At 38.4% G+C, this 23,516-nt stretch carries 18 protein-coding genes; 10 read left to right on the top strand and 8 right to left on the bottom strand.

The annotated features are described in order from the left end of the window. Window positions 1-118: 118 nt before the first annotated feature. Window positions 119-721 carry an FMN-dependent NADH-azoreductase gene (locus AC3WV0_RS09665; RefSeq protein ID WP_488845892.1) on the bottom strand — a complete coding sequence of 201 codons (603 nt, stop codon included), beginning with the start codon at window positions 719-721 and terminating at the stop codon, window positions 119-121. Window positions 722-830: 109 nt separating this feature from the next. Between AC3WV0_RS09665 and AC3WV0_RS09670 the strand changes: the two genes are divergently transcribed. Then, the gene (locus AC3WV0_RS09670) at window positions 831-1,208 is read left to right on the top strand and encodes a winged helix-turn-helix transcriptional regulator (protein ID WP_488845893.1); all 378 of its coding nucleotides are present in this window, start codon (window positions 831-833) and stop codon (window positions 1,206-1,208) included. Between the two features lie 116 nt (window positions 1,209-1,324). Here AC3WV0_RS09670 and AC3WV0_RS09675 read toward each other — a convergent pair whose 3' ends face one another. The 3 genes from AC3WV0_RS09675 to AC3WV0_RS09685 form a co-directional block, all read right to left on the bottom strand. Continuing rightward, a complete protein-coding gene (locus tag AC3WV0_RS09675) occupies window positions 1,325-2,221 on the bottom strand; it encodes a helix-turn-helix domain-containing protein (protein WP_488845894.1) in 897 nt (298 codons plus the stop codon). A gap of 306 nt (window positions 2,222-2,527) precedes the next feature. Beyond that, window positions 2,528-3,535 (bottom strand): aldo/keto reductase, encoded by a 1,008-nt coding sequence (locus AC3WV0_RS09680; protein ID WP_488845895.1) that lies wholly within the window; start codon window positions 3,533-3,535, stop codon window positions 2,528-2,530. Between the two features lie 413 nt (window positions 3,536-3,948). Then, the gene (locus AC3WV0_RS09685) at window positions 3,949-6,246 is read right to left on the bottom strand and encodes a GH92 family glycosyl hydrolase (RefSeq protein WP_488845896.1); all 2,298 of its coding nucleotides are present in this window, start codon (window positions 6,244-6,246) and stop codon (window positions 3,949-3,951) included. 189 nt (window positions 6,247-6,435) lie between these two features. Here AC3WV0_RS09685 and AC3WV0_RS09690 point away from each other — a divergent pair, with 189 nt between their 5' ends. Further along, complete coding sequence (locus AC3WV0_RS09690; RefSeq protein WP_488845897.1) at window positions 6,436-7,317, top strand: SDR family oxidoreductase; 882 nt, start codon at window positions 6,436-6,438, stop codon at window positions 7,315-7,317. 564 nt (window positions 7,318-7,881) lie between these two features. Here AC3WV0_RS09690 and AC3WV0_RS09695 read toward each other — a convergent pair. Both AC3WV0_RS09695 and AC3WV0_RS09700 read right to left on the bottom strand, forming a co-directional pair. Further along, window positions 7,882-8,028 (bottom strand): DUF4469 domain-containing protein, encoded by a 147-nt coding sequence (locus AC3WV0_RS09695; protein WP_488845953.1) that lies wholly within the window; start codon window positions 8,026-8,028, stop codon window positions 7,882-7,884. Window positions 8,029-8,034: 6 nt separating this feature from the next. Continuing rightward, window positions 8,035-8,985, bottom strand: coding sequence for a C-type lectin domain-containing protein (locus AC3WV0_RS09700; RefSeq protein ID WP_488845898.1), 951 nt, complete (start codon window positions 8,983-8,985; stop codon window positions 8,035-8,037). Window positions 8,986-10,286: 1,301 nt separating this feature from the next. Here AC3WV0_RS09700 and AC3WV0_RS09705 point away from each other — a divergent pair. Continuing rightward, on the top strand, window positions 10,287-12,236 hold the full coding sequence (locus AC3WV0_RS09705; RefSeq protein WP_488845899.1) for a M1 family metallopeptidase: 1,950 nt from the start codon (window positions 10,287-10,289) through the stop codon (window positions 12,234-12,236). Window positions 12,237-12,737: 501 nt separating this feature from the next. Beyond that, window positions 12,738-13,565 carry an endonuclease/exonuclease/phosphatase family protein gene (locus AC3WV0_RS09710; protein WP_488845900.1) on the top strand — a complete coding sequence of 276 codons (828 nt, stop codon included), beginning with the start codon at window positions 12,738-12,740 and terminating at the stop codon, window positions 13,563-13,565. Between the two features lie 30 nt (window positions 13,566-13,595). Here AC3WV0_RS09710 and AC3WV0_RS09715 read toward each other — a convergent pair whose 3' ends face one another. Continuing rightward, complete coding sequence (locus AC3WV0_RS09715; RefSeq protein ID WP_488845901.1) at window positions 13,596-14,174, bottom strand: TetR/AcrR family transcriptional regulator; 579 nt, start codon at window positions 14,172-14,174, stop codon at window positions 13,596-13,598. Window positions 14,175-14,756: 582 nt separating this feature from the next. Here AC3WV0_RS09715 and clpB point away from each other — a divergent pair. The 6 genes from clpB to AC3WV0_RS09745 all read left to right on the top strand — a co-directional run bounded on the left by clpB (window position 14,757) and on the right by AC3WV0_RS09745 (window position 21,357). After that, on the top strand, window positions 14,757-17,351 hold the full coding sequence (gene clpB / locus AC3WV0_RS09720) for an ATP-dependent chaperone ClpB (RefSeq protein ID WP_488845902.1): 2,595 nt from the start codon (window positions 14,757-14,759) through the stop codon (window positions 17,349-17,351). Window positions 17,352-17,552: 201 nt separating this feature from the next. Next, the gene (locus tag AC3WV0_RS09725; protein ID WP_488845903.1) at window positions 17,553-18,095 is read left to right on the top strand and encodes a hypothetical protein; all 543 of its coding nucleotides are present in this window, start codon (window positions 17,553-17,555) and stop codon (window positions 18,093-18,095) included. Window positions 18,096-18,124: 29 nt separating this feature from the next. After that, window positions 18,125-18,772, top strand: a complete 648-nt coding sequence (locus tag AC3WV0_RS09730) for a hypothetical protein (protein ID WP_488845904.1) — start codon at window positions 18,125-18,127, stop codon at window positions 18,770-18,772. Continuing rightward, window positions 18,751-19,536, top strand: coding sequence for a sensor histidine kinase (locus AC3WV0_RS09735; RefSeq protein ID WP_488845905.1), 786 nt, complete (start codon window positions 18,751-18,753; stop codon window positions 19,534-19,536). The genes AC3WV0_RS09730 and AC3WV0_RS09735 overlap by 22 nt, the downstream gene beginning before the upstream one ends. Further along, complete coding sequence (locus AC3WV0_RS09740; RefSeq protein ID WP_488845906.1) at window positions 19,533-20,171, top strand: response regulator transcription factor; 639 nt, start codon at window positions 19,533-19,535, stop codon at window positions 20,169-20,171. The genes AC3WV0_RS09735 and AC3WV0_RS09740 overlap by 4 nt, the downstream gene beginning before the upstream one ends. 190 nt (window positions 20,172-20,361) lie before the next feature. Beyond that, window positions 20,362-21,357: a M43 family zinc metalloprotease gene (locus AC3WV0_RS09745; RefSeq protein WP_488845907.1), complete on the top strand. Its 996-nt coding sequence runs from the start codon at window positions 20,362-20,364 to the stop codon at window positions 21,355-21,357. A 65-nt stretch (window positions 21,358-21,422) separates the two neighbouring features. Here AC3WV0_RS09745 and AC3WV0_RS09750 read toward each other — a convergent pair whose 3' ends face one another. Beyond that, on the bottom strand, window positions 21,423-23,285 hold the full coding sequence (locus tag AC3WV0_RS09750) for a M1 family metallopeptidase (protein WP_488845908.1): 1,863 nt from the start codon (window positions 23,283-23,285) through the stop codon (window positions 21,423-21,425). Window positions 23,286-23,516: the final 231 nt, after the last annotated feature.

The raw sequence follows: 23,516 nt of genomic DNA on the forward strand, positions 1-23,516 counted from the left end.
ATCAATAGGAGCGGGCTAAGCCTTTTTATTTATAATCATCGAATCGGCTTTAGCCAAACTTATCTTAAAACAAACTGAAGCCTCTTCAATTTAAAAAGGCTTCAGTGTATATGTATAATTAATCTATCGTTATATGTTCAATTGTTTTTTCCAACGAATTTTCCATGATTCCCGGAATTGATAAGCCTTCTGCCCGGAAGACGGTGACGTCTGAAATACCATAAAATCCAAAAACATTTTTAACGTAAGGAACATTAGAATCATAGATCTGATGAGGACCATCCGAATAAATATTTCCGGATGTAAAAGCGATATACAGCTTTTTGTTATTCAGCAAACCTTTAGGTCCGTTTTCATCATATTTAAAGGTATATCCTGCTCTGGAAGTAAAGTCAAAATAAGCTCTGAGCCCCACCGGAACCGAGAAGTTATACATCGGAGATTCAACAACGATAATATCGGCTTCCTGAAGCTCTGCAATTAATCCTGTTGAGTATTTATTGATTTCTGCCTGTTCTGAAGAATGGCTTTCTGCCGGTGTGAAAAAAGTATTGATGTGAACCTCATCTAAAATAGGAACAGAATTTTTTGCCAGGTCCCGCTCTTTTACTATAGCATCCGGATATTTTTCTTTTATTTTTTCAACTACAGCTTTTCCCAGTTTTCGGCTTGCGGAAACTTCCATTCTCGGGCTTGAAATAATGTGAAGTATGTTTTTCATTTTTTAAATTTTAAAAATCTCTTTAGCAAAATTATGTACATTTGCTTATCAAAAGTTAGTAGTATACAGAAGGTTAGCAGTAACTTTTAGGTTAGTTGAAATAGGACTTATGAAAAATACTGAAGTTTTAGAAGAGCGTATAACGGCTCAAGGCTGTACCGAGCATCTTTCTGCTGTTGAAGATGCCATCTATGTAATTGGCGGAAAATGGAAGCTTAAAATTATCATTGTTTTGCAGGAAAACGGTAATATCAGATTCAATGAGCTGCAAAGGAATATTCCGGGTATTTCGGCAAGGGTGCTCTCCAATGAGCTGAAAGATTTAGAGCTGAACGGATTTGTAAAAAGAGTTGTTCATGCAGAGCAAACGCCCGTGGTCGTAGAATATATTTCAACCGATTACAGCCGAACGTTACAGCCTGTGATCATGGCACTTTCGGATTGGGGCAAAACGCATAAACGAAACATCAAAGAAGATGCTTTTTAAATTTAATTAATCATCAACATTTGCTTTATCCAAAATATTTCTCCCGCAAATAATACAGTTTTTTAATATAGTTATCTGTAAAATCTTCGGGAGGAAAAATATCATTAAGAAAAGCATTAATTGAAAGATTGTCTGAATTCCAAAGGCGACATATTCGTTTTCTTTTTAAAGAGTGTACTGAACGACTGCGAATGCTCAAATCCCAGTTCATAAGCAATTTCGCTCACCGAAAGCTCTGTCGTCGAAAGTTTCTCCTTTGCTTTGCTGATCAGCTTTTCGTGAATATGCTGCTGTGTATTTTGCCCGGTATGCACTCTCAAAAGATCACTTAAATAATTCGGAGAAAGATTCATCGCTTCTGCAATTTGATGAACAGTTAATAAACCTTTTTCAGATGAATGATGATTAAAATAATCATTTAAAAAAGATTCAAATTTTGTTAAAAGCTGGTGGCTTCCGCTTTTTCGGGTAATAAACTGCCTTTCGTAGAAGCGTTTGGAATAATTCAACAACAATTCAATCTGAGACAGGATGATTTCCTGGGTGTGATGGTCGATGTGCTGACATTCTTTATCAATTTTATACATGATTTCAAGCAGATCATTCTCTTCATCTTCAGATAAATGCAAAGCTTCATTCACAGCATATGAGAAAAATCCATAAGAAGAAATGGTTTTTGCCAAAGGATGTTTCAATAGAAAATCTTCATGAAAAACCAGCAGGTAGCCTGTATTTTCACAATCCATCGTTTTCAGATCCAGATACTGAACCTGATTTGGTGCCGTAAAGCTCAGAACACCTTTGTCATAATCGTAATGCTGCTGACCGTATTTTATTTTTCCTTTCGCATTACGTTTCAGCGCGACACAATAATGTTTGCTCACAAAACCATCCCACACCTTATCTTCAATAAAAATACTTTCATAAAGATTAATGATACTCACCATGGGATGCTTCGGTTCCGGAAGTGATAATAAGTGGTGAAACTGTGAAATAGATTGTATAGTATTCATGATCTGAAGTTCTAAATAGTAAAGATAATAATTTGGGCGCCTTTTTCCGTCTGTAATTTATCCTGAGCGAAGTCGAAGGACTCCCGCTTTTTTGTTCCGCTTCGCTCCACAAAAAGAGCTCCGTTCAAGCCGGGGCGCGACATTACTGCGTTATAAATTTAGCAGTCTGTCATTTTGACGAAGGAAGAATCTCACAAATAAATAAAGGGGAGATTCTTCACTACATTTCTGAACTACGTTCGTAGACTTTCAGTCTATGTTCAGAATGACAAACTGTAGAATAATTTAAACAATTAAAATTACAAATTAATAATCCAAAAGTCCCATTCCAAATTCGTCATAGGTAGCTCCCGTATCTGTTCCCAGTGGGACAATGCTTTCCAGTTGCTGAATTTCAGACTCACTTAGTTGAATATTGGCGGCTTCAATATTTTGTTCCAAATATTTTCTGCGCTTCGTTCCCGGAATAGGAAGAATTCCTTTGCTGATAATCCATGCCAGAGCCAGTTGAGATGAGGTGATATTCTTTTCTTTAGCCAGACTTTCAATGGCATCTACCAATTCGATGTTTTTATAAAAATGCTGTTCCTGAAAGCGTGGAATTCCTCTCCTGAAATCATTTTCCGGAAGATCATCAATCGTGCGGATTTGTCCGGATAAGAAACCTCTTCCTAAAGGCGAATAGGCCACAAAACCAATCTCCAATTCATTTAATGTTTTGATGACGCCTTTTTCTTCAACCGTTCTTTCAAAAAGAGAATATTCACTCTGCACTGCAGAAATTGGGTGAACGGCATGGGCTTTTTTCACCGTTTCAGAAGATACTTCCGACAAACCGATATACCCTATTTTGCCTTCTTTTACCAACTCACTCATTGCTCCGACGGTTTCTTCTACAGGAGTGTTTTTGTCAAGACGGTGCATGTAGTAAAGGTCGATATAATCGGTTTTTAAATTTTTCAGAGAGCGTTCTACCGATTTTTTTACATAGTCTTTGGTTCCGTTGATCTTCCAGGTTACCTGGTCATTATCATCAATTTCCCATCCGAATTTGGTAGCAATGATATACTGATCTCTATTGCCTTCAATCGCTTTGGCAATTAATTGCTCATTTTTGAAAGGACCGTACAGATCGGCCGTGTCAAGGAAATTTCCACCCATTTCCAAAGAACGGTGAATCGTTGCGATAGCTTCTTTCTCATCGGTTTTACCGTACATATCTGCATCGCCAAAACCTGTCATTCCCATACATCCCAAGCCAATATTGGGAACTGTTAATCCCTGGCTTCCTAATTTTACCTGTTTCAATTTCATATTGTTGATTTTTATTGATACAAAATTCAGCAGAAATTAAAAACCAGATGTATGCAAAATCATGATTGTCGTATGCAAATTACAGAAGTTATAATAATGTTAAGTAATATCGGATTTAACCGCAAAAGGTACAGAAGAAAAATCGGGAAAACATTTAGATTGGCAAAAGTTCAAAAAAGCAGAATGAAAAATTTTGTAACCTTTTGAATATCTAAACACGCTGAAAATCTTTTGTGGCTTTGCGGTTAAATAAAAAATTTAAATATTATAATAATCTGCGTTATCTGCAAAATCAGCAGAGATAAAATGATAAATGGAGATTCTTCATTCCGCTTCTGCTTCATTCAGAATGACAAAAGTACAGCAGAATCATCAGTGAAAATCAAGTAAGATTAAAATTCATATTTACAAGATTACTTTCTTGGTTTAGCACCCATATAAAAACTCAGTTTTCCGCCATTTATAATATCAGAATGTTTCAGCGTAAAGTTTTTAATTTCTTTTCCATTCAAAAGAATTTTCTGTACATATACATTCTTCGGACTTTGATTGATCGCTTCAATAGTAAATATCTTTCCGTTCTCTAAATTCAATACCGCATGATCCACGGCCGGACTGCCGATCGCATAATCTTCAGAACCCGGTGCAACAGGATAAAAGCCAAGCGAGCTCAGAATATACCATGCACTCATCTGTCCCGCATCATCATTTCCTCCCAATCCGTCAGGGGTTGCTTTGTATTGCATCTCTAAAATTCTCCTGATCTGCGCCTGGGTTTTCCAAGGCTGTCCTGCCCAGTTGTAAAGATAAGCCACGTGATGTGCCGGCTCGTTTCCGTGAACATAGCCCCCGATAATTCCCTCTCTCGTAATATCTTCCGTATCTGCAAAAAACTCGTCGGGCAAATGCATGGTAAACAATTCATCCAGTTTTGATGCAAATTTTTTCCTCCCACCCATCATCGTAATAAGTTCATCCGGCTGTTGGGGAACAAAGAAACTGTAGTTCCATGAGTTTCCTTCGATGAAGCCCTGTCCATGGGTGCTTAATGCATTAAAATCTTTCTTAAAGCTGCCATCTGCCAAACGTGGACGCATAAATCCGGTCGATTTGTCGAAGTTGTTTTTCCAGTTTTGAGAACGTTTGATAAACTGATTATAAATTTCCGTTTCCCCAAGATGCTTCGCCAACTGAGCAATAGCCCAGTCGTCATAAGCGTACTCCAGTGTATTGGAAACTGAAGTGCCGTTTTTTTCTGCAGGAATATAGCCCAGATCAATGTATTGTCCTATTCCTTCGTAATCTCTTTTGTTGGCTGTTTCCACACAAGCCATCAGCGCTTTTCTGGCATCATCGGAATAATTTCCTTTGATGATCGCATCAGCCACAACACTTACGCTGTGATAGCCGCTCATACACCAGTTGTCATTGGCGTAATGCGACCAGATCGGTAACATCTTCATGGAAAACTGGTCGTAATGTGCCATCATCGATCTCACCATATCCCCATTTCTTTTAGGTTGAATAATGTTAAAGAAAGGATGAAGCGCCCGGTAGGTGTCCCAAAGCGAAAAAGTGGTATAATTCGTGAAATCCTCTGCTTTATGAATATTTTGGTCTAATCCTTTATATTCTCCGTTTATATCCATGTATACGGTAGGATTGATAAATGTGTGATATAGGGCTGTGTAAAAATTGGTTTTATCAGTGTCGGAGGCTTTAATGACAATTTTGTTCAATTCTTTATTCCAGCTTTCCTGAGTCTGAGCTTTGATCTGGTCAAACGATAAATTTCCGGTTTCTCTTTCTAAATTTTCCAGGGCATTGGCTTGGCTTACAGGTGAGATAGCAAGCTTTACTTCAATGGCTTCATTTTCATTTGTATCGAAATCAAAATACATTTTCAGATTCTTTCCTGCAATTTCAGGGAAGTTCTTCGTCTGGTCAAACTTTCTCCAGAATCCGTTGTACACTTGTTTACCATCGTAATTCTTCTGCCCATACGATTTAAAAGGCTTTGAAAACGTCATAGCAAAATAAACCGTTCTCGTTCTCGCCCAGCCGTTGGTCTGCCGGTAGCCTGTTATGGTATTTCCGTTTTCCACGCGTACGTAGGTCCACACGTTTTTACCGTCGTAATTATAAATTCCGGCCATCAGATCAAGAATGATATGTGCCTGATCAGACTTTGGAAATGTATAACGGTGAACGCCCACTCTTGTCGTTGCGGTGAGTTCTGCCAAAATATGATGATCGTCCAGTCTTACTTTATAATATCCGGCTTCTGCTTTTTCGTTTTGATGTGAAAATCGACTTCTGTAACCAATTTCAGGATTTGATGCTGTTCCCGGATTTAACTGTAATTTTCCCACCGTCGGCATAACCAGAAAATCTCCAAGATCAGAATGGCCTGTACCACTGAAGTGTGTCGAACTGAAGCCTACAATGGTTTTGTCTTCATAACGGTATCCTGCACAATATTTATAGACCTCACCATTGTATTTACCGTTCAGGGCATAGGAGATCGTATCGGTTTCCGGACTCAGCTGTACGGCTCCGAACGGCGCAGTTGCGCCTGGATAGGTATGTCCCATCTTTTCGGTTCCGATCAGAGGATTCACATACTGAATCAGTTTTTCGAATTGCTGGGCTTTACCATATACACTGAAAAATAAAATGAATAGAAAAACAGAAGCTTCCGGCTTTTTCATGAATAAAATATTTTTTATGAAAGCGTAAATTTAGTTAAATTTAAATGTAATGAAACGGGTCTTTATGAAGGATTAGTTTCGGCGGCGGCTTTGCCGCCGCCGAAACTAATCACAACCTCTTATTGCTAGCATATTATTTATAACGCATCGAATAACTTAAAATATTAAATTTACTGAAACAATAAAATTATGAATCTATATACACAGCCGATGTTACGGGAAGATGCCCTGAAAGATAAAGTTGCCATTGTTACCGGTGGCGGAAGCGGTCTTGGAAAAGCCATGACCAAATACTTCCTTCAGTTGGGCGCCAAGGTGGTCATCACATCCAGAAATCTTGAAAAACTACAGGGAACAGCCAAAGAGTTGGAGGAAGAAACGGGAGGTCAAGTACTTTGTGTGGCGTGCGATGTGCGCAACTGGGATGAGGTGGAAGCGATGAAAGAAGCCACGTTGAAAGAATTCGGGAGAATAGATATCTTATTAAACAATGCGGCCGGGAATTTCATTTCCCCAACGGAAAGATTAACGCATTCCGCATTTGATTCCATTCTGGATATCGTACTGAAGGGAACTAAAAACTGTACGCTTTCCATCGGGAAACACTGGATCGATACCAAAACTCCGGGAACTGTTCTGAATATTGTAACTACCTATTCATGGACAGGTTCTGCCTATGTCGTTCCATCCGCCTGTGCAAAAGCGGGTGTTCTGGCTATGACAAGATCGCTGGCGGTAGAATGGGCGAAATACGGAATTCGCTTCAACGCCATTGCGCCGGGACCATTTCCTACAAAAGGAGCCTGGGACAGGTTGCTTCCGGGAGATCTGCAGGAAAAGTTTGATATGAGAAAAAAAGTCCCGTTGAGAAGAGTAGGAGAACACCAGGAACTGGCCAATCTTGCGGCATACCTCGTTTCTGATTATTCGGCCTATATGAATGGTGAAGTGGTGACTATTGATGGGGGAGAATGGCTGCAGGGTGCCGGAGAATTCAACATGCTGGAAGATATTCCGCAGGAAATATGGGATGCTTTGGAGGCAATGATTAAAGCAAAGAAATCAAATTAATCTGTGATAAAAACTTTTTTAATGGCAACTTCGGATCCCGGAGCTGCCATTTTTTTTGTTAAATCAGCCCTTGAAATGATATCCTTTCAATGGTGGCTTCGACTCCGCTCAGCCACCAGTTGTAACGCGACCCTTCGACTCTGCTCAGGCTCCGCCAGCCGACTGCTTTTTGTCGTTCCCTATAAATCGCATATTTATATACACTAAAACACTAAACACTAAAACGCTCAAACCCTCCGATCCAATGCGGCTGAGCGGAGCCGAAGCCAAAACTCCGGCCTGTTCTGCAAAGCAATCGGTAAAACCATGAAACGATCACTTTACTCACAAAGCCGGAGTACCACTATACTTCAAGAAATAGTTGTCAGCTTCTTTCATTATGAATCATTTTCACTGACGAAAACGATTCCCTTTCATAATTCTGGCAATTTATTCGCAACAGAAATTATTGCTTTTTATAACAAGCCGATTGCTTGCTCCCTTGCAACCATCTTGCAAGCCTCCTTGTAATACCCTTACAAGCCCCCTTGCAAACCTCTTGCATGCACCGATGCAATCCGCTTGTTATTCTACGGCCAATTCTCTGTCAAAGGTTGCGACGCGAGGTTCCTTTAGAATAATACTGTCTGCATATTGTGTTAGGATCTCTAATCTATAAGTTCCTGCTGCTAATTCAGGAATCGCCACCATAACCTCCGAAGGATTAATTATATATTACTATTGCTGAAATTCTACTATGAAGCCCCAAGTACTATTTTGAGATGTATAGTTCGCCACTACATCATTCCAAGGATGTGTAGAGGTATAGCCATTATAAGTTTTGGTGATGTTTGTGTTTTTACTAATAATATGAATAAACCCTTCAACGCTACTTCCATTATTTGGTTCTCCTGAAGCAAACCAATTTGATTTCCTTACTGCAGAAGTACCCCCAGCAGAATAATCATGGTTGGGTTGCTCTCCTGTAATCCACTTCATTTCTGGGTCGGGTGTTAGAGCAGATCCTGCAGACCATGAAAATTTAGTCATACCTATCCATGCTCCATTCGTATTGAATATAGTATAAGCCGTCAATAAATTAGTTTCAACATATTGCCATTCTGCATCAGTCGTAAAGACCGCCAGATAGCCTCCCATATTTTTAGCGGCACTATACGCCTGATACCAGGTTACCGCTGCACTGGTAGAATAGGATGCATACGTATGCCCACCAAAACTCCCTGTTCCTTGTCGGGTGGCAGTAGCAGAACCTACCGTTAAGGTCGCAGGTGCGTCGACTGATGCTGTTGCCGTAGTGCTGGGTACATAGCCTAAGATGTTGGGATCTGCAATGGTGGTATAGCTTATGGTGCTTCCAGAACTGTTTATTTTCTTCCACTTGGTGCCATTGAAATAATAGAATCCCGGTTCGGTAATTTCTGCGGTGACGGTATTGGGAGCGGAGGGGGCTGCCGTGGCATAAATCATCGTTCCCACATGGTTCGACCCATACGTTCTGTTCTGGATTTCGGTACCACTTAATTGAGGGAAAATTAATCCTTGAGGTTTGCTGTCGGTTGTTTTGGCTTTGATGTCGAGGGTGGCATTGGGGGTTGTTGTATTGATACCCACTTGAGCTTTAATAATAAGGCTGATAAGTAAAACAGCCAGTGTGATTATATTTTTCATTTTTTATTGTATTTATTGTTGTTATATTTTTTAATCGTTTTTTAACACAAAAGAGCTGCACTTCGACAGGCTTAGCCTGACATTGTGAACACGAAGCGCACTAAGGTTTTTTATTGTTGATCTGCTTTAAGTTTCACAAAGCCGTTCCACTTATAAAAGCTCACTAAGCAATTGTTCTTAACACAAATGGCACTAATGGATTGAACACTAATTTCACAATTGTTTTGTGAAAATGTTTGCTTAGATCCCTACGGGATGACAAACGTGGTGGAAAGTATCTTGCATTAAGCTTTGTGTTATTTGTGCGTTGATATTTGTGCTTATCTGTGTTTAATAAATGTTTCATGATGACGCAAACATGGGCGGAGGACGGCTGAAGTGATTGATAATAATTTTTAAGAGGTTGAAATAGTTAATAAGTGAATATAGAAGCTTCTTTTCAGTAAGATTTACATATAAGAAAAGTTTTAGAATAGGAATTAATATTTTCTGATGTTGTTTTAATGAAAAGGAATTGCCTAAAATAGCTGTTGATAGATGATTCGTTGAGTTTACAATATAATCTGAGCTCTTTGGAATTGTAAAGCAGAGTTGGTTTATTTGGTTGACCTGACTCTTGTTAATGTCCGGCGATTTTAGCCTGAAAAGGGATTTACGCTTGTTTGCGTTAAACTGTTTTGATGATGTCTGACTTTTTCCTGGTAAAGATGTTACGGTTGAGATGTCAACAGGTGATTCAACATACAGATAAGAATCTTCAGAAACAAAAATTGTTGAATCGGAATAAGAAAAGGGAGTCTGTGAACAGATAAAGTTGGAGATGAAAAACAGTTGACAACACAGCATCCTTACGCTAAAACGCAGAAACAGAGGGAGCTGAGAAAGGGTCATCATTTGTAGTTTCATTGTGCTTAAAAAAGTAGTCCCACTTAGACTACTTTTAGTGCCAATGATTTAAGAATCAATATGTTTTTCTTTTTTTAGGGTAAAAACGATGGCAGTTTCTTTTCCTCTTAAGCGCCCGATTTTTAAAGGGATCTACTGTTTCAAATTAATTAACATATTAAAAAACAAAGGATTATTATTTGGAAGTAATGAGAATTTGTTTACATTTGTCACAGAGAAAGTAGTCTAAGTGGGACTACTTTTTTATTGAATATGACCGGTTCTTTTTAATAAAGATTTTAAGCTCCGTAAGAACCATAAAGCTTTCTTTTATAGGCTGTAATCGTAGAAGATTTATATTGCCTTTTCCTCTTTGTGGGATGTTTATTTTTGCTAACTTGTCGCCAAAAATAATTATGAAAATGAAATTTCGAAATCTTGTTTCTGCCCTGACTCTTATTGCTTTTTCGCAGTTCGCTTATGCGCAGGAATCTCCAAAGTATGATTATGTGGAAGCTTTCAAGCCTTTTTTCTACACGCAGACCGGCACCTCAACACGATCTGCAAGTGGCCAGCCAGGATATGCGTACTGGCAGAATGCAGCAGATTATCACCTCAACGTAAGCCTCAATGAAGCGAATAATGAAATTAGCGGAACAGCAGAAATAAAATATACCAACAACAGCCCCGATAAACTGGGCTTTCTGTGGCTTCAGCTCGATCAGAATTTATTTGAAAAAGATTCAAGGGGAAATGCGGTGGTGCCTATGTCCGGAAGCCGAAACGGTGCTCATGGTGAAGAATTTGAAGGTGGCTATAAGATAAAATCAGTAAAACTTGGCGGTAAGGAGGTACACTATACCATCACCGATACAAGAATGCAGATCGATCTTCCATCTGAACTAAAAGCCCGCGGTGGTGTTGCTAAGATTACAATTGAATATTCTTTCATCTCCCCGCAATATGGGTCCGATCGGATGGGGATTCAGGATAGCAAAAACGGTAAGATCTTTACCATGGCCCAGTGGTATCCGAGAATGTGTGTCTATGACGACGTCATGGGATGGAATACCATGCCCTATCTGGGAGCTTCCGAATTTTATCTTGAATATGGAGATATTACAGCTGATATTACAGTACCAGCCAGTCATTACGTCGTGGCATCCGGAGAGCTTCTGAATGCTAAAGAAGTCTATACCAAAGAAGAAAACAGCCGATGGGAGCAGGCAAGGAACAGCGATAAGACCGTTATGATACGCCCTGAATCAGAGATCGGAAAAAATAAGTCGTCCGGAACAAAAACCTGGAAATTTAAAATAAAACAGGCGAGAGATTTTGCCTGGGCGTCGTCAGCAGCCTTTGTAATGGATGCTGCCAGGATCAACCTTCCAAGCGGTAAGAAGTCATTGGCCATCTCGGCTTATCCTGCGGAGAGTGGGGGTGAAAAGGCCTGGGGGAGATCTACGGAATACACCAAGGCGGCTATTGAGCATTATTCTGCAAAATGGTACGAATACACCTATCCTGCGGCCACCAACGTTGCCGGAAATGAAGGCGGAATGGAATATCCTGGAATCGTGTTCTGCCACATGACTTCTAAAGGTGCAGGACTTTGGGGTGTTACCGATCATGAATTCGGACACAACTGGTTCCCGATGATCGTAGGCTCTAATGAAAGACTGTTTGCATGGATGGATGAAGGATTTAATACTTTTATTAACGAACTTTCTACGGAAGCTTTTAATAAAGGCGAATACTATCAGAAGAAAAATGTTGCACAAATGGGATCTTTCCTGATGAACGATCGTTTTGAGACCATGATGACTGGACCGGATAATATGAAGGAAAGCAGCATTGGTATTCTGGCTTACTTTAAACCTGGGGTAGGATTAGGTGTCCTGAGAGAATCGATCCTGGGACCTGAAAAGTTTGATAAGGCTTTCAGAACCTATATTCAGCGCTGGGCTTTTAAACATCCTACGCCCTGGGACTTTTTTCATACTATGGAAAACGTTTCGGGAGAAGAACTAAACTGGTTCTGGAGAGGATGGTTTATCAATAAATGGAAAATTGACCAGGCTGTAAAAAGCGTAAAGTATGTAAATGATGACTTTAAAAATGGTGCACTCATCACCGTTGAGAATATCGGCCAGCTGCCTATGCCAACGACCGTTCAGGTGAAATTCAAGGATGGTACGGAGCAGACGGCAAATATTCCGATTGAGGTTTGGAAAAGAAATACTGAATGGACATTCCGGTTAGATTCAGCAAAAGAAATTGTTGAGGTAAAGCTTGATCCGAAATCACAGATCCCGGATGTTAACATGACAAACAACATGTGGACTTCAGCAGATGCGAAACCATAAGGAAATTAAAGCAGGAATTAAGTGTCCTGTAAAATAATATACTGCAGATTGTGATCCAAAAGTCAGACATATCTCTTTAGATCGAATATGCTTCTAGTATAGGGGCTACAAGGCTGTCCAAACTTTGGACAGCCTCTTTTTTCTTTAACAAAAAATAAAAGGGTATTTTTTATGCTCCGGAGGAGCAATATCTCTGTAGAAAAAAACAATGGAATATCACCAGCACGCCGTAGGTGTGCTATGATAAGATAGAACCCCTCCGGGGTTCTGATGTTACAACATCTTGATATAGATCTACACAGATGTTGCTCCTCCGGAGCAAATTAAATGATTGCTTCATACACTATGTTGAAATTATTTTAAAAAGAAAACCTGAAAAAAATTAATAAAAAGAGGCTGTTCAAACTTTAGACGGTCTTTTTATTTTAAATTAAGTTCAAACTGAGTGTTGTCTTCATGATAAGCCTTACTTTTGTCTAAGCTAATTAAAAATATATGATTATGAATTTCAGATTTTCAATCGTAGGTCTTATGATGTTTGCATTAGGTTTTTCGCAGGATCTTAAAGTGATGAGCTTCAACATCCGTCTGAATGTAGATTCTGATAAAGAAAACTCATGGACCAACAGGAAACAGGATGTAGCAGATTTGCTGACGTATTATCACCCGGATTATTTTGGCGTTCAGGAAGCATTGCCGGAGCAGATGAAGGATATTAAGAGCGGATTGAAAAATTACGATTATGTAGGAGTAGGCAGAGACGACGGTAAGGAGAAAGGTGAATTTTCTGCCCTATTTTATGATACCAACAGGCTTCAGGTTATAAAATCGGGTACCTTCTGGCTTTCCGAAACTCCTGAAAAGCCTTCCAAAGGCTGGGATGCAGCGTTGAACAGAATTTGCACCTATGCGCTTTTCAAAGATAAAAAGTCAAAGAAGGAATTCATGGCCCTGAATCTTCATTTTGATCATATCGGAAAGGTGGCAAGGGTAAAATCTTCAGAGCTGATCTTAAAGAAAATCAAAGAGCTTAATCCTGGAAATTTACCGGTAACCGTAAGCGGAGATTTTAATTTAACAGAAGATTCCGAGCCTATTAAAATTATGTCACAGAATATGCAGGACAGCTTTTATCATTCCGAAACAAAACATTACGGACCGAAAGGAACTTTCACGGGTTTTAATGTCAACGAAATTCCAAAAGACAGAATCGACTATATTTTTGTAAAAGGATTTAAAATTAAATCTCACAGACATATCAACGACAGACGCGAAAACCTGCTGTATCCATCAGATCATTTTCCGGTGCTTACCGATCTGCAGTTTTAAAATATCGCTGAAGAGAAATTAATGAGCCTATCACTGTTTATTATTTCCCAAAAGCCCATACAGAATCTTATCTCTGATCTCATCGGTGATCTCTGATGTAGATTCTGTATTTCTTTTAAACCAGAAATAAGAGTTATTCAATGTATGTAGGATGAATCTTGTGGTAAAAGCCGGCGATTTCAGTTCCCAGTTTTCGGCCTGATGAATTTGGGAGATCAGCTCTTCAACTTCCTGCTGGTAGCTTTTTCGTAAAGCAATAAACTCGGGAAGACGTTCTTCCAGGTGCTTCCATTCGTTTGAGTAGATATGGGTAACGTCGCGGTTTTTAAGAACAACCGATAAATGTTTATCCAGAAAAAGGTTTAATTTTTCCTTCGGCGGAACATCCGTATTTTTCACCTTTTGCAGTTCATCAAAAAACTCCTGGGCAATCCCAAAACAAATCCATTCTAAAATTTCTTCCTTGGAGCGGATGTGCGCATACAAAGAAGCCGCTTTGATATTAAGTTTTGTGGCTAAATCCCGTACAGAGCTGCCCATATAACCCTTTTCTTTGAAGAGTTCTACGGCTACATCTAATATTTTCTTTTGTTTTTCTTTAAGCTCCATCTGGTAAAAGGCAAAAGTAATTATTTTGATTTTAATATTCTGATTTTCGGATTATGATTTTTGATCTGACGATTGTCATTGGCTATGCCGAATCTTCGATTTCTGACGAAGGAAGAATCTATAACATTAATAATAAGTGATTCTTCATTTCACTTTGTTCCATTTAGAAGACAAAGGTATTTTTTATATATTGAATAAGTGAAGCCATCTTAAACCCTCTTAACTTCTTAATTAAAGTCTTAATGGTTTAAAAACAAATCTCTTTTATTTAAATTTACCAACTATGACTGTTCTTCCGATAATTTTCATTGAATATCATCTTAACCGGAAAATTTGTCTTTGCATTCTTTGTTTACAATGAATATTTCGGAAATTTTGTCTGTATTTTTTGAAAATTCAATAATTGAATGGTTTTTGCGATATGGTTCTCGAATTAAATGATTGATAAGACATTAAGATTAGACTTAGCAACTTTGGTCTTAATGTTTTTTAATAACAAAAATCATTATTTTAAAACCGGGAATTGTATACATTTTGATGATAATCTATTAACTATAAACCAACAATAATCAGATAAATAATATGAACTTAAACCAATATACTGTAAAATCGCAGGAAGCCATCCAGGCCGCTCAACAGGTAGCCATGGAGTTCGGTAACCAGAGTATTGAGCCTCAACATCTTCTTGAAGGTATTTTTCAGGTAGATGAAAATATTTCGCCATTCTTATTAAAAAAATCTGAAGCAGATGCTGCTTTGGTAAGAGAGCGAAACCGTGAAAATTTAGAAAAGCTCCCAAAAGTGCAGGGAGGAAACATTTATCTTTCACAATCGGCAAACAAAGTTTTGCTTGATGCACCCAACATCGCTAAAAAAATGGGTGATGAATATGTGACGATCGAGCATTTATGGCTTTCGTTACTGGAAACAAATTCAGAAGTTTCGAAAATGCTGAAAGATATGGGCGTTACGAAAAGCCTTCTGGAGGGTGGAATTAAAGAATTAAGAAAAGGAAGCAAGGCCACTTCTGCAAGCTCAGAGGAAACGTATCAATCCTTAAATAAATATGCAAAAAACTTCAACGAATTAGCCGCAGAAGGGAAACTTGACCCAGTAATCGGTCGTGATGAAGAAATCAGAAGGGTGTTGCAGATCCTTTCGAGAAGAACAAAAAACAATCCGATCCTGATTGGGGAGCCTGGTGTTGGTAAAACTGCCATCGCTGAAGGAATTGCCCACAGAATTATCAGTGGTGACGTTCCTGAAAACCTGATGGATAAAACTTTATATTCATTGGATATGGGAGCTTTGATCGCCGGAGCCAAATACAAAGGTGAGTTTGAAGAACGTTTGAAATCGGTGGTAAATGAGGTTATTAAATCAGACGGGCAGATCATTCTTTTCATTGATGAGATCCACACATTAGTGGGAGCCGGAGGTGGTGAAGGAGCAATGGATGCTGCCAATATTCTGAAACCTGCTTTGGCAAGAGGAGAATTAAGAGCGATCGGTGCAACCACTTTGAATGAATATCAAAAATATTTCGAGAAAGATAAAGCGTTGGAAAGACGTTTCCAGAAAGTGATGGTGGAAGAACCTGATACTGAATCTGCCATTTCCATTCTTCGTGGAATTAAAGATAAGTATGAAGCGCACCACAAAGTAAGAATTAAAGATGAAGCAATTATCGCGGCGGTGGAAATGTCTCAAAGATACATCTCCGATCGATTCTTACCTGACAAAGCTATTGATTTGATTGATGAAGCTTCAGCTAAACTGAGAATGGAAATCAATTCAAAACCTGAAGAGCTGGATGTTCTGGACAGAAAACTGATGCAGCTGGAGATCGAATTGGCAGCTATTTCAAGAGAAGGAAACCAAACGAAAATTGACCATTTAAAAGAAGATATTGCCAAAATTTCTGAACAAAGAAATGAAATCAACGCAAAATGGTTAAAAGAAAAACAAAAATCTGAAGATTTAACCCAGATTAAAAAAGATATTGAATCTCTGAAATTAGAAGCTGAAAGAGCTTCAAGAGCCGGAGATTATGCAAAAGTAGCGGAAATTCAGTACGGGAAACTTCGTGAAAAAGAAGAAGAGCTTTCCAAGCTTGAAATCGAGATGCAAAATCATCAGAATGAATTGATTAAAGAAGAAGTAACTTCTGAAAATATCTCCGAAGTCATTGCAAAATGGACAGGGATTCCTGTGACGAAACTGCTTCAGTCTGAAAGAGAAAAATTATTAAATCTTGAAACCGAACTTCATCACAGAGTAGTTGGACAAGACGAAGCTATCACAGCGGTTGCCGATGCCATCCGAAGAAACAGAGCGGGATTAAGCGACGATAAAAAGCCGATCGGTTCGTTCTTATTCTTAGGAACAACCGGTGTCGGAAAAACCGAGCTGGCAAAAGCCCTGGCTGAATTTTTATTCGATGATGAAAACAATATGACGAGAATTGATATGAGTGAATATCAGGAACGTCATTCCGTTTCGAGATTGGTGGGTGCGCCTCCGGGATATGTAGGGTATGATGAAGGCGGACAACTGACGGAAGCCGTGAGAAGAAGACCTTATTCCGTAGTGCTTTTAGATGAAATTGAAAAAGCGCATCCGGATGTGTTCAACACGTTGCTGCAGGTTTTGGATGATGGACGTTTAACGGATAATAAAGGCCGTGTCGTGAATTTCAAAAACTCAATCATTATTATGACCTCGAATTTAGGTTCACACTTAATTCAGGAGAATTTTGAAAATATTACCGATGACAATCAGGATGAAATCGTTGACAAAACAAAAGATGAAGTCTTTGATTTATTGAAGCAGACTTTACGTCCGGAATTCTTAAACAGAATTGATGAGGTGGTATTGTTCCAGCCTTTGAGAAAAAAAGAAATCGGGAAAATCGTTCAGTATCAGCTGAGAGGATTTAATGATATGCTCGCAAAAAGAAATATCATTATGACCGCCACTCAGGATGCGGTAGATTATCTGATGAATAGAGGATATGATCCTGTTTTTGGTGCAAGACCGTTGAAGAGAGTAATCCAGCAGGAAGTTTTAAATAAACTCTCAAGGGAGATTCTTGCAGGAAAAGTGAATGACGGCGACAGAATCACTTTAGATTATTTCGAGGAAACAGGTTTGGTATTCAGACCAACCGATTTATAAGTAGTTTTTTCATATATATTATTTTTGTAAGTAAGTGCTGCATGTTTTCTGCAGCACTTATTTTTTTTTAATTTATGCTAATGATTTTGTTAAAATATACAATCCGTAAAAACCCCATAAATAAACAGGAAAAAAACGTGTTACTGCAATATGTTTTTTTACGAAATTTGCAGCATCAACTAACATTAAAAAAACTAGCTTATGAAAACGAAACCTAACCGGGGAGCTGAAACTCCGGACCCTAAGCTGCTACCCAACACAATGACCAACGATCTTATCCGTACGCTGGTAGAGAATTACAGAAGTAATCAATTGATGTCTGTAAAAGAAAAACTGGGAATCGAAGATGCTCATTCTATCCATTTTGATCTCACGACCCTGAAGAAATTTATTTCCGATATTGAAGCATTATCCATTACAAACAATCCTGATATAAATACACAAGATCTTGGTATAAGATTCTACTATGCTGCTTATCCTAAAGCAGAAAACTGGGATCTCATGGCTCATATACCTGTACAGAAAGAGTACGCCGGAAGGCATACGCTGGTAATGGTTCCTACTATTAAACGAAAAGATGAAAACGGAGAAGAGGGTAATTACGATTTCAATCTTTTAGAAATGAACAGAAAAGGAACGAATGCGGTGACTTTTGGAACGGATTCCGATACTGGTATTGAATTTATTTGTCAGAATCATGGCACATTATCTCCTCCTGCAACAAAAATAACAGAATTGTTTTAGAAAAAATTATATTTATACGAACAGGCACAATGGGTGAATTTCAAAAAGTACTACAGGAATCTTTAATCTGGACTGAGGGGCTGGCTGCCATGATTTCTATTATATTTTACAGAAATGCAAAGGATTCTTACTGGAAGTACTTTTCCATTTATTTAATAATCATGTTTTTAAGTGAAGTATTTGGAAAATGGGGTGGCGACCTGATAGAATATAGCAAACCGATATTTTTTAATTATTTTGTCATTCCCATTGAATTTTTATTTCTCTATTGGCTTTATGCTTCAAAAACATTTAAAAAGCCTAAATTATTTTATATTGTGTCACTTCTTTATTTACTTTCCTTTATTCCCAATGAATATTTCTTTGGAGCAGGGAAAATAATTTTTTCATTCAATTATACATTTGGCTGCCTTATTCTTATGATTCTTGTCATAATGGAATATTACAGACAGATTAATTCTTCAGATATTTTACATTTTAATAGGAATAAAATGTTTTACATTAATCTTGGGGTAACCCTATTTTATATAGGAACGTTGCCATTCTGGACATTTTTCAATCTGTTAAGCAAATATCCGGAGCTATGGAATATGTATTTTAATTATTTCCTTATGTCAGGAATCATTATGTATGTATTATTTTCAATTTCATTCATATGGGGAAAACAGAGCTCCTGATAACAATTATACTGTTCAACATATTTTTTGTGTTGTTTGTAGCCGCTGTCATGGTGTACATCCGGAAATACAGACAGCGCAAAAAAGAATATCTTAATGAGATTGAAGTGAAGAACGAAATTCATAAACGTGAACTTCTGGCTACTCAACTGGAAATCCAGCAGGCTACCATGCAACAGATCGGCCGGGAGCTTCATGATAATATCGGACAAAAGCTTACCCTGGTAAGCCTTTATACCCAACAGCTTCTGTACGAAAATAAAGTTCCTGAAGTAAGCGAAAGAATTGATCAGGTGTCGCAAATTATTAACCAGTCATTACAGGATCTCCGAAGCCTATCGAAAACCCTGACGGATGATAATATCAACCAAAAGGAAATCGTAACTTTAATCCAGGAAGAAGTGGACAATACCAACGCTTTTAAAAAATGTCATGTTGATTTTAAGCATAATTTTCAACAGCTCGATCTGGGATTTGTTCATAAAAATGTCCTGCTGAGAATTACTCAGGAATTTATTCAGAACAGTATAAAACATGCGCATTGCAAGAATATTTTTATTAGCCTGAATACTTCCGAAGAAGCACTCTGGGAGCTGAATATTAAAGACGATGGGATCGGTTTTGACCAATCATCCGTCAGGTCAAACGGAATCGGCCTTACCAATATGGAAAACAGGGCCAGGATCATCGGCGCTGATTTCAACCTCGTAAGTGGGGAACATTTAGGAACCACACTCAACATTATTTTAAAAAGAAAGCCATGAAAAAAACGATAGTGATTGTAGACGATCATATCCTTATTGCAAAAGCATTAGAGGGAATTATTGGGAATTTTAAAGATTTCGAAGTAATTTATGTTGCCGAAAACGGCAGAGATCTTATTCAGAAATTTGAAAATAACAGCCGGATTCCGGATATTATTTTAATGGATATCAGCATGCCAATCATGGATGGTTTCGAAACTGTTCTGTGGCTTAAAGAAAATCATCCCGGCATAAAAGTCATGGCACTGAGCATGCAGGGTGACGATAAAAGTGTTATCAAAATGATTAAAAACGGAGCAAAAGGATATTTACTTAAAAACACCCATCCGAAAGAACTCGAAAATGCTTTAATTAAGCTTAATACCGAAGGGTTTTTCTATCCCGACTGGGCCTCAAAAATTATTTTCTCTAATATGAATAATGATGATCCCGCCGGAAATATCAGGATTTCTGAACGGGAAAAAGAATTTCTGAAGTACACCGTTACCGAGCTCAGCTATAAAGAAATTGCCGACAAAATGTGCTGCAGCCCCAGAACTGTGGAAAGCTACAGAGATCAGCTTTGCGAGAAACTGGATCTTAAAACCCGTGTTGGATTAGCCGTTTTCGCAATTAAAAATGGTTTTGCAGGCTGAAATTGGGTTTAATGGAAATTGAATTTAAGTGGTTTTTTAATAACAAAAGCTTGTTTGTATTGGTGTGTTTTGAATCTAATATCAAAATTGTTATTGATTGAATAATAAAATTATATAACAATTTGGTGAAATACTTGCGTAGTAATTCCGAATTTTATAATTTCATTTTTGTAACAAAATATTCCTTATTATGAAAAAACTACTATTCGGAGTTCTCGTGCTGAGCTTCATGTCTGGCTGTAACAGCGACAACATTGCAAATCAAATTGAAGAATCATCAAACAAGCAGGAAACTTTGTCCGGATCGGCCTTAAAAAGAGGCTGCCCTTCTGAGGAAATCAGGAAAATTGCCCTCCAAAACAGTTCTGAGCTCAGACAAAAATATTCTGAACTTGAATCCAAAACTGAAAAATTTGAAAATGACCTTAAGCTCGGAAAAGTACTTTCTGATGGGACAGTTGAAATTCCGGTCGTGGTAAATGTTTTATACCGAACATCATCGGAAAATATTTCCGCTTCCCGTATCGCAGAGCAGATTGCTGTTCTGAATGCAGATTATGGAGGAACAAATACCGATGCTTCCAGTATACCAACTGCTTTCCAGGGAGTAAAAGCCGGGGATGTAAAAGTCAGATTCAGACTGGCAAACACGGTAAGAAAATCAACCACAAAAACCAGCTGGAGTACAAATGATGCCATGAAAAGATCTTCCAGCGGCGGTATTGATGCCACCAGCCCGGCCAATTATCTCAATATATGGGTTGTTGGAAATATGGGCCAGATTCTTGGCTATGCTACTTTCCCTGAATCTTCAGGACTGTGGAATGATGGTGTCGTAATAGCTGCTTCCTATTTCGGGAAAACGGGTGCTTCGGCTCCGTTTAACAAAGGAAGAACTGCAACTCATGAAGTAGGACATTATTTAAATTTAAGACATATCTGGGGAGATGCCAATTGCGGAAACGACCTTGTATCCGACACTCCTACGCAGACAGGACCAAATTACGGAACACCAAGTTATCCTTTGTATAATACCTGTGGCGGTGTTCAAAGATCTGTTATGTTCATGAATTATATGGATTACGTAGATGATGCGGCAATGTTCATGTTCTCTGCCGGTCAGAAAACAAGAATGCAGTCAGTTGTTGCTTCATCAGGAGCAAGATCAGGCTTAAGACTGTACTAAAAAATAATAACCTTTTCATCAATACGAATGTCGGGCTGTTTCAGAATGAAACAGCCCGACTTTTTTTATAAAGATTTTTTATTATCCTCCGGTGTATAATCCATAAAGATACCGCCATCAATATTCACCGATTTTACTTTCTTGGTGATGGGGATGGTAAGCATTGTCTGCTTCTGATCTTTTTCCCATACGGAAGGTGAAAAATGAAGCTTTTCAACCGTACCGTCATCATATCCGATCTCCGCATCAAATGGAATGGCGAAGCCTCCGATGTTATTGATATTCACGGTAAGAAGACCATTTACCTGGATTGCTCCTGTTACTTTAAGGTCGATATAATTATTAGTATAAAACCAGTTATTAAAGAACCAGTTGAGATTTTTTCCTGAGCCTGTATTCATAGAATAAAAATAATCCCAAGGAATAGGATGCTTGCCGTTCCAGTTATTCATATAATGATGAAGCGCTTTTTTAAAAAGATCATCCCCAAGATAATCTTTCAGCGCCAGATAAGATAATGATGCTTTCACATAAGAATTGTTGCCGTATCCCGCCCCGCTTACCTGTGTGCTCATGGTAATGATCGGCTGATCCTGTTCTGCAGAAGGGTCATTGATCCATCTTTTCACTCTGAAATTTTTATAAAATTCTTTGGCTTTTGCTTCACCGTTTTCATCGATTCCGATCAGGTATTCCAATGTGGTGGCCCAGCCTTCATCCATAAAAGCATATCTTGTTTCATTAATTCCCATATAGAACGGGAAATAAGTGTGTGCAATTTCGTGATCTGCGGTTAACCTTGCATCCTGAAAATCATCAGGAATACTGGTGTCATTGATCATCATTGGATATTCCATATCGGCATATCCCTGCACGGCGGTCATGACATTGTAAGGATATTCCACGCCCGGCCAGTTTTTTGAAAACCAATCCAGGTTGTATCGCATCCATTCTACATAATGTTCAAAATCCTTTGCATCGGCTTTGTAAGCTGCCTGCACACTGGCTCTTTTGGTTTTTAGCTGAACACTGGAAGCATCCCATGTATAATGATTACTCAATGCAAAACAGAAATCGGTGATATGATTGGCTTTAAATTTCCATACATTCCATTTATTCTGCTTCGTGACTTTTCCGGCTTTCATTTCATGCTCAGTAGCAACATGAATGACCTTGTCACTTTTTAAAGAAGATTTAAATCTTTTTAAATATTCTGATTGAAGAACGGCTTCCGGATTGAGGAAATCTCCCGTGGCCCAGACTACATAATTCTTTGGAGCTGTAATGGCGAAACTATAATCGTTAAAATCATTATAGAACTCCTGTCTGTCGGAGTGAGGAAGCATATCCCATCCGTTGTAATCGTCATAGACAGATATTCTTGGGAAAGAATAGGCAACATAAAACGTTTCCGGATCGATCTGTCCTTCTCTTCCGCTTTGTACCGATAGAGGATATTCCCATTCTATTTTGATTTCCGCTTTTCCTTTAGACTTTAAAGGAGAATGGAGTTTGACTTTTTCTACTGTTCCCCAATTTTCACTGTTCACAGTATATTTTTCTCCGTTTACAGAGAATGATTTAATATGCAATCCGGATGTCAGAAAATCTTTGGAAACCATTCCTGATCTTGGAGCTTGAGGCTTATGTAAATTATTTACAAACCGTATAGCCAGTTCGCTAAGATTATTGGGGCTGTTATTGCTGTAAACGATCGTCTCTTTCCCTGAAACGATCTTTGTTCCGGCATCTACTTTTACCTCTACATTATAGATCCCTTTATTCTGCCAGTAATTTTTTCCCGGTGCACCGGACAAGTCGCGGGTTCCGTTTTCGTATGCCTTTTTTATATTTCTCGGCATATACAGCTCCTGAGCGGAAAATTGCCATGAAGCCAAAAGCAATAATCCCCAAACTAATCTTCTCATTAAAGTTTTTTTATAATCAATTAATTTAACATAAAAATAATGAAAAACAGCAATAAAATATTACTTCATCTTATTATTTGTCAGCTGTTAACAAGTAAAATTCAAGACAAATTGTATCCAGTTTCGGTTTTTTGCTTTCAGAATATATTGTACAGCCTTAATCGAACGTGCAAAGATACGTCAATTTAGTACGGATGCCATAAAAAGTATATTAAAAAGAAGTCATATTTT

This window comes from Chryseobacterium sp. 27AL (assembly GCF_057815395.1).

Coding starts and splice junctions, on each gene's coding strand:
- AC3WV0_RS09665 (WP_488845892.1), bottom strand. CDS start 721: ATGAAAAACATACTTCACATTATTTCAAGCCCGAGAATGGAAGTTTCC.
- AC3WV0_RS09670 (WP_488845893.1), top strand. CDS start 831: ATGAAAAATACTGAAGTTTTAGAAGAGCGTATAACGGCTCAAGGCTGT.
- AC3WV0_RS09675 (WP_488845894.1), bottom strand. CDS start 2,221: ATGAATACTATACAATCTATTTCACAGTTTCACCACTTATTATCACTT.
- AC3WV0_RS09680 (WP_488845895.1), bottom strand. CDS start 3,535: ATGAAATTGAAACAGGTAAAATTAGGAAGCCAGGGATTAACAGTTCCC.
- AC3WV0_RS09685 (WP_488845896.1), bottom strand. CDS start 6,246: ATGAAAAAGCCGGAAGCTTCTGTTTTTCTATTCATTTTATTTTTCAGT.
- AC3WV0_RS09690 (WP_488845897.1), top strand. CDS start 6,436: ATGAATCTATATACACAGCCGATGTTACGGGAAGATGCCCTGAAAGAT.
- AC3WV0_RS09700 (WP_488845898.1), bottom strand. CDS start 8,985: ATGAAAAATATAATCACACTGGCTGTTTTACTTATCAGCCTTATTATT.
- AC3WV0_RS09705 (WP_488845899.1), top strand. CDS start 10,287: ATGAAAATGAAATTTCGAAATCTTGTTTCTGCCCTGACTCTTATTGCT.
- AC3WV0_RS09710 (WP_488845900.1), top strand. CDS start 12,738: ATGAATTTCAGATTTTCAATCGTAGGTCTTATGATGTTTGCATTAGGT.
- AC3WV0_RS09715 (WP_488845901.1), bottom strand. CDS start 14,174: ATGGAGCTTAAAGAAAAACAAAAGAAAATATTAGATGTAGCCGTAGAA.
- clpB (WP_488845902.1), top strand. CDS start 14,757: ATGAACTTAAACCAATATACTGTAAAATCGCAGGAAGCCATCCAGGCC.
- AC3WV0_RS09725 (WP_488845903.1), top strand. CDS start 17,553: ATGAAAACGAAACCTAACCGGGGAGCTGAAACTCCGGACCCTAAGCTG.
- AC3WV0_RS09730 (WP_488845904.1), top strand. CDS start 18,125: ATGGGTGAATTTCAAAAAGTACTACAGGAATCTTTAATCTGGACTGAG.
- AC3WV0_RS09735 (WP_488845905.1), top strand. CDS start 18,751: ATGGGGAAAACAGAGCTCCTGATAACAATTATACTGTTCAACATATTT.
- AC3WV0_RS09740 (WP_488845906.1), top strand. CDS start 19,533: ATGAAAAAAACGATAGTGATTGTAGACGATCATATCCTTATTGCAAAA.
- AC3WV0_RS09745 (WP_488845907.1), top strand. CDS start 20,362: ATGAAAAAACTACTATTCGGAGTTCTCGTGCTGAGCTTCATGTCTGGC.
- AC3WV0_RS09750 (WP_488845908.1), bottom strand. CDS start 23,285: ATGAGAAGATTAGTTTGGGGATTATTGCTTTTGGCTTCATGGCAATTT.